The 6784-nt window shown below is 60.2% G+C and carries 5 protein-coding genes and 1 pseudogene; 2 read left to right on the top strand and 4 right to left on the bottom strand.

What is annotated here, in order from left to right; genetic code table 11:
- Nucleotides 1–1569 (bottom strand): FAD-binding oxidoreductase (locus tag ABD243_RS11560; RefSeq protein WP_344365650.1); only part of this gene is annotated, 1569 nt, incomplete at its 3' end.
- Nucleotides 1570–1784: 215 nt separating this feature from the next.
- On the opposite strand from ABD243_RS11560, the gene ABD243_RS11565 reads away from it, so the two are divergent.
- The gene (locus ABD243_RS11565; protein ID WP_344365652.1) at nucleotides 1785–2561 is read left to right on the top strand and encodes an SDR family NAD(P)-dependent oxidoreductase; all 777 of its coding nucleotides are present in this window, start codon (nucleotides 1785–1787) and stop codon (nucleotides 2559–2561) included.
- Nucleotides 2562–3186: 625 nt separating this feature from the next.
- Here ABD243_RS11565 and ABD243_RS11570 read toward each other — a convergent pair.
- A complete protein-coding gene (locus ABD243_RS11570; protein WP_344365664.1) occupies nucleotides 3187–3801 on the bottom strand; it encodes a nucleoside/nucleotide kinase family protein in 615 nt (204 codons plus the stop codon).
- Here ABD243_RS11570 and ABD243_RS11575 point away from each other — a divergent pair.
- A complete protein-coding gene (locus tag ABD243_RS11575; RefSeq protein ID WP_344365655.1) occupies nucleotides 3724–3903 on the top strand; it encodes a hypothetical protein in 180 nt (59 codons plus the stop codon). The two genes, ABD243_RS11570 and ABD243_RS11575, sit on opposite strands and share 78 nt — an antisense overlap.
- Nucleotides 3904–4828: 925 nt before the next feature.
- On the opposite strand, the pseudogene ABD243_RS11580 reads toward ABD243_RS11575, so the two are convergent.
- Both ABD243_RS11580 and ABD243_RS11585 read right to left on the bottom strand, forming a co-directional pair.
- Nucleotides 4829–5128 (bottom strand): annotated as a pseudogene (locus ABD243_RS11580) (type II toxin-antitoxin system death-on-curing family toxin); the annotation flags it as partial.
- A 392-nt stretch (nucleotides 5129–5520) separates the two neighbouring features.
- The coding region (locus tag ABD243_RS11585) for a cutinase family protein (RefSeq protein WP_344365658.1) at nucleotides 5521–6784 on the bottom strand (1264 nt) is incomplete at its 5' end.

The following is a 6784-nucleotide window of genomic DNA, read 5'->3' on the forward strand; positions in this document are numbered from 1 at the left end:
GGATTTGCCCGGGGCGATGATCCCGTTGGGGTCGAGCGTGTCCTTGATCGTCTCGTTGAAGCGCCGCAGCGCGTGGTCGTTGAAGCCGAATTGGTCGGCCGCTAGATCCATGAAGGACAGGTGCGCCCGGTATTCGCCGTAGCCGCGCTTACCGGCCTCGGCGACCATGCGCGTGGCCAGGGCGTACGCCTTGGCGACCTGCTCCGGGTTCTTCGTGTCGAAGGGGATCACGTTGATGAACGTGGTCGAGCGGGCGTTGATCGGGAGCATGCCACCGAGAAAATCAAGGCCCACCTCGGCGCACATCTCGGCCATCAGCTTCTGCGCGTCGATCGCGTGCTGGGACGTGAGCGGGATGACCGGCGAGAAGTCAACGTGGCCGCCCTCCTCCCCGCCGGACCAGCCTGCCATCTTGTAGAGATCCTGGCTCGGCACCCCGATCTGCACCCGCTCGTGCGGGTTGGGCAGCGTCTCCCAGGCGTCCGCCCCGTGCTTCTGGCCCATAAGGTCCACGCTCGGGATCTGCAGGAAACGCGCCTCCAGCTTGGCGAAATTGTGGTCAACCACCGCATCATCGCCATAGAGCGCGAAGCGCATCATCCAGCGGCCCAGTCCCATCTCCTTGGCGATTTTGTCGATGATCTCCTCCGGCATCGGGCCCTCACCGGTGTACCATTCGGCGCGGGTGGTGAGCATCGAGGCCATGCACAGCGTGTTCGACAGCTGCGGGCGCATGTCGATGGTACCGGCCAGCATGAGCTCGCGCAGCGCATCGACCACGGCCGGCATCTGCGCCTCATCCCAGACGCGCAGCCACAGCGGCATGTACACCTCGGGCTTGGGCATCAGCCAGTAGCCCATCTTGGTGACAATGCCGTAGTTAGACTGCATGAACATCTCGGTCGAGGTCGGCCCCAGGCCACGCTTATACAGCGGCCAGGTCGGGTTGTTGTCCATTGCGCCCGAGCCGGTACGCATGAGGTCTCCGTTCGGGAGCACGACTTCAAAGCCGCAGTGCGAGGCCTGGTCGATCGAGTACGGCATGTAGGTGAGCCCGTGCTCGAGCGTATTGGAGACGACGCCTCCCCAGCCGATATCGACGATGGAGGCCACGAGGTTGTGTCCGCCGGCCTTGATCGCGTCGTGCAGGTCGTACCAGCTCACACCGGGCTCCACAATCGCGTAGCCAAGCTCCTCATTGATCTCCAGTACGCGGTTCATCTCCCGGAATGAGAGCATCACGGAGCCGCGCACTTGGGGCGCCGCTCCCCCGTATCCGTTGTTCTTCCCACGGCCGATGGGCCACAACGGGACACGATATTCGTTGGCAATCCGCACGATGGCCTGGACGTCTTCGGTACTCGTTGGGCTAACGACTGCCGACGGGAGATTCGTGGCCGAGCCCGGGACCTGGAAGGGATCCTGGAAGTCCTGCAGGGACTCGGCATCGGTCGCGACATTCTCGGCGCCGATCGCGGCAGCAAACGCCACGATTGCCTTTTCGAGGTTGAACTCGGTGACGCCGGGTGGTAGGGGGCGAATCGAGGTCTCGGAGGTGATACTCATCATTCAACATCTCCTTTGATGCAGTGTGTGTCGTGTGTGCCACGTGCTGTTCATCCTGCGCCATCCGTCGCCGACCTGAGGAGATTGCGGCCCCATGGTGCAGTTCGTGCACAGAAGTGTGCACTAACTGCACCATCACACAGCATCGACCTCCGTCCCCTCCCCGCCGTGGTTGCATTGGGCTCAATACATGAGGCGAGATGAACGGAGAAAGAACCATGGCTAGTGGTCGTCTGAAAGGGAAAGTCGTCCTGTTGACAGGCATCGGGGGCGGAATGGGCCGGGTGACAGCCCACCTGTTCGCCCGCGAAGGCGCCACAGTCGTCGGTTGCGACCTCGATGCCGACAGCGCTGCGGAGACAGTCCGCCTGGTGGAGGCCGACGGAGGTGCGATCGAATCAAGCGCCCCGATGGACCTGGGTAACCGGGAAAATATCGATCGCTGGGTCGGCGGGGCGATCGAGCGCCACGGCCGCATCGACGTGCTCTACAACAACGCCAGCATGCCGAAATTCGCGCCGTTCGCCCAGATGAGCAGCGAGGATTACCGGTTCACGATCCAGAACGAGCTGGACCTGGTGTGGCATGCCTGCCAAAGCGCCTGGCCGCATCTGTCCGCCGTCGGGGGTGCGATCGTCAACATTGGTTCGGGCGCGGGGATCCAAGGTGCCCGGGCCCTGCCGCAGGCCGCCCATGCTGCCGCGAAAGGGGCCGTGATCGCTCTCACTCGGCAGCTCGCCGCCGAGGGTGTCGCCGTCGGCGTTCGCGTCAATTGCGTGAGTCCTGGTGTCATGGCGACTCCGCCGGTACTTGCGATGTTCGCCGAATTCGGCCAGAGCGCACCGGTCGCCCCGATCATCGAGCGCACGATAGACGGCAGGCCCGGGGACCCGCTCGCCGTCGCGCACGCAGGCCTCTACCTGGCGTCCGACGAGGCTAAATGGGTCACCGGATCCCACCTGGTAGTAGACGGCGGAGCCAGTGCGATGATGTAGGTCCGAGCGAGACCGACCTTTGCCTCTCCACCTGGCCGTCGACCAACACTAGTGTGAACTCTGGTGATTCCGTTGACTACATCGATGTAGGAAACTCCGGCATATCGCCTTCGGCGACTCTGTTGACTCCTATCAAGAGGATCGTCGAAAACTTCACCCCCGATCAATGCTGGAGGCAGGGACCTCGCTCTTTCCTCGGTCCCCGAAAAGTCAGAACTGAATTCTCCAACTCTCGGAGAAGAGAGCCGACATTATGGTGGCATGACCAACAACAGCCCGGAGCGACTCGTACTGCCAGCTTCAATGGACGCAGGGATTCACCATGGACGAGGCTGGATTTCTCCTCATAGAGTCGCCGCTCAAAATCGTCGGATTACAATACGAACCCACTGAAGGCCCATGCTCGGCAGGCTTCCTGCAGTCGGGAGATGATCGGGTGGAACTCGTCGGCCCCGGCACTCCTGGGGAAGACACGGATACCGGGGAACCTCCCCTTTCCGGGCGCGCTTTACGAGATCAGTTCTGGCGCCTCCGCATGCTCGGATCCCGGGATGCCCCACCCCGACCGGAACAGGTGAATGGGCTGGCATACAGCGCTACACGACGTTTCGGTGGCCACTGATAACTACCCCAGGCAGTGAATAATGGCAGAGCCATTTGAAGCCGGCGGGCCGGATTCCACCGATTGCTCGCGCCCGGACGCCGAGGCGGTCGCGGGGGTGTGCTCGATGACGAGGGTGCTGCACTGGCTTCCTGCTGCTACCAGGCGGGCATTGCGTTCGTCGTTGCCGGTTGCACGCCATTCGGCGATGGCGGCGTCGTTGTCGAACCTCAGGTGCCGCGCGGTGAGCCGGCGCAGGCGTTCGTTCTGTTCGAGTTCCACGAACCAGGTTTCATCCAGGAGGGATGCGACCTCGTTCCATGGGGCCTCGTCAGAGAGAAGGTAGTTGCCTTCGGTGATGATCAGGCGTGTTTCCGGCGGGATGGCGATTGCCCCGGCGATCGCGTCGTTGACTTCGCGGCGGAAGACCGGGGTGAAGATTTCCCGCGAGGTCTCTGAGCGCAGCCGGCGGAGCAACGCGACGTACCCGGCACCGTCGAAGGTGTCCGGAGCGCCCTTGCGGTGCTCCAGCCCGCGGGACTCGAGCAGCGACTGCGCCAGGTGAAATCCGTCCATGGGGACCAGTGCGACCTGCCGGGGATGGTCGGTGAGCAGGTGCTCCAGCAGCCATTCGAAGATCGTGGATTTTCCGGCACCTGGCGCCCCGGCGATTCCGAGAAGGCACCGTCAGCGCCGCCGGAGCAGCGCTTCGGCCCGGGCGAGGAGCTGCTGCTGGCCTGATTCGTCCCACCGCAGGCATGGAGGGGTGTTCATCGCTTCTCCTTTCCGGCTCCCGGTCTGGAACAGGGCAGGAGGTCACCCGTGTTCTACGGCATCACACGTTACATCGGCGTGGACAATGTCCACACAACTTTGCCGGACAAACGCCCGCCCACCTCTCCCCGGCCAAGAATAGGGATCGAATCGAGGTCCAGAAAATCTCCCGGAAACGTCCCGCAGGTCATGCCATCACCACAACTCCGGGACATGAACAGGTACAAGGCCAACCACGACCAACATATGCAGCAAGAAAGGAGGTCCGAATGATCCCGAGGCTCAGCAAGTCATGCAGTTCCAACCGCTTCCGGCCATGAAGGAGTACACAGCAACACCGCTGTCCACGCCAAGAGAAGGAGCCGCCGGACCGCAACGACCACCAACAAAAATGGGCCCCCGCAGGGGCCCATAGAGGAGATTTGTACACACTCAGCGGCCCACAAGCCCCTGAACAGGGAAAACACGTGCCCGAGGTGGGACTCGAACTGCATTCCCTCCCCCGCAAACACTGGGCTCCCCCGGAAACATGCGGAATCCGGCCCAGTCCGACCCATATACGGCCCGATCCGCAGCCCAAAGTGTGCACAATGTACACACCCCAATTTCATCGTTCCAATGCACTGCACCAGCGCACCGCATCCCGCGTCAGAGGGCTGCGGTTCTCTTTTGTCCTGGCGCATTTTGCTCAGCCGGAAGAACTTCTGCGGTTTCAAACTCCGGGAATGTCGGGACGCCGCAATAGGGACATACGCTGGTCCAACCCTTGGGCCGGCTTCCCGGATCTTCATGGTCGCTGCCGCCTCCTGTCAGTCATTTCATGACCCGGCCGGCACAGAATCACATGACGGGGCCAGGAATCCGCTCAACCGGCAAGCCCACGAACCCAGGGCTACCTCCTGACCAGTTGCGTGGCAATCAGCCCGGCGCTGCTCTCAAGTGGGTCATGGCCGGCGTCCACCCCCACGACGAGGTCAAATGCCGCATCCGTGGTGAAGTCATGCCGGTAGCGATTGATCCAGAGCATCAGAACCATCAGCGTCCACGTCGTGCGTTTGTTGCCGTCGCTCAGCGGATGGAACCGCGCCACCGACTCCAGTAGGGCTGCTGCCTTCATCGGCAGCTGCGGATAGGCTTCCGTGCCCGAGACCGTTGTTGCCGGTCGGGCCAAAGCCGCGGCCAACCCGCCGGCGGCTCGGCTCCGCCGCCCGCATCCTCACCCCTGAACCCGACCAGCCTGATCATCGGCAAAATCATCGCCCTGTCCATGGCCGGCGTTCTCAAGATCCTGGTCTTCCTCACCCATCTCCGTCGGATACGCCTCCTTCCGCGACAAACTCGCCATGCCCGATCTGGACCTGTCGACCCTGAGCTTCGAGCCCGGCACGATGCTTGCAGGGCGCTGCTGCTCGGTCTGGACGCTTCGGTCCTTTCCTGCGCACAGTTGGACGACCGGACCTAAGAGTTACAAGCCGGGTTAAGGGATACAAAGCGCAATGGGACACGTCGAGAGGACTCAATCTCAAGTCCCCGATGCTTATTCTTGGCAGCTTCCCATCGTCGACGACTCTACATTAACCCGGTCTACGGTTGTAAGTTCCGTGCCATATTGACCCCAAGTATCGAGAAATCCACAGTACCGTAGTTTGTATGGACATCGATATTCAAGTCCACGTAAGGCGCGCCCCAAATTGGATGCCATCGAAAAGCGCATACCGGATCCTTGTCATCACAGATGGTCATAGTTGAAGTCACCAAAGAACGAGGATAACCGGTCTGCGCCATTGAGGCAGGGCTAGTATCCGCCAAATCAGGATAAAGTTTTCTCGTCAATTCCATTGACCAGTCAAACATTCCAATGGCCATATTTCCAATGCCCGTAACCACCGCTCCCTCGGAAGAGGCATCAGATGTTCCGAAGTTGTGCAAATTATCAACTGAATTCCGCAACGGATCCGCCAGGAGACCCACGGATTTGATTCTATTAAGCACCGAAGGACTTACAACATTAAGATATAAAAGTGCGGAATGAATGACCCACGCTCCCTGTGAATAACCGGCAAGCACAATGGATTGTTGGGGGCATTCGCTGATCGCCGAATTTATCTGACTAACCAAAAGCATTGTTCCTTGCCATGCGCTTCCAACGTATTCATGGAGGCCTTCCTTGGCGGAATCGGTGCTGAAAGGAACGGGTGAAGCGGGATAATCTAGACCAAGAAATGTGATTGTCTTTCCGGGGTCGTTGGCCCAGATAGAATCGTAAAATTTTTGGCCTATTGCCCTCGTTTGACTTCCCATGAGATCTGTATTGTTCGACTCCGTTCTTTGACCAGATCCCATGGCTCCAATAAATAGGTAGTCACTACACTTCGGCAAAGGCGCAACACTTGGGGCAATTGCCGGTGCGGGCGGAAGGGTCGCGCCCACCCACGGGAAGACGCTAACGCCACTTCCTACAATAGTTGGGTTTCCGTTTAAGGGTCCAGGGCCGGAATCGTTTCCCCATTCAGTCCTTGTCGCATCAAAAGTGTAGTCGGATGAAACGCCAATGGCACAGTCGGCAACAGAACCGTGAAAATATCCCAGTACGTTTCCGTTTGTCGATAGGCAGGTTGCTGATTTTCTCAGCGTTACGTTGGAAAGTTGAATTGAAGTTGTATTTTCGACTTCATTCGAAGTTGCTGTAACAGCGGTGGTCGCGTAAGAAATGATTGTATATTCAAATGTCGACGTTCCAACTACTTGGATTCCGGCCCAGTCGCCGGCGGCGGGCTTGGTCGCCGTCCCGTCCCCATTGGTATCCCCGCCGACAGTGTCATCCTTCAACGAGGTAAACACCACCGGC

It is taken from the genome of Arthrobacter humicola, from assembly GCF_039531445.1.
In the GTDB taxonomy this organism is placed as follows: domain Bacteria; phylum Actinomycetota; class Actinomycetes; order Actinomycetales; family Micrococcaceae; genus Arthrobacter; species Arthrobacter humicola.

What these genes read in the sequence shown, in the direction of transcription:
- ABD243_RS11565 (WP_344365652.1), top strand. Translation starts at nt 1,785, where the DNA reads ATGGCTAGTGGTCGTCTGAAAGGGAAAGTCGTCCTGTTGACAGGCATC.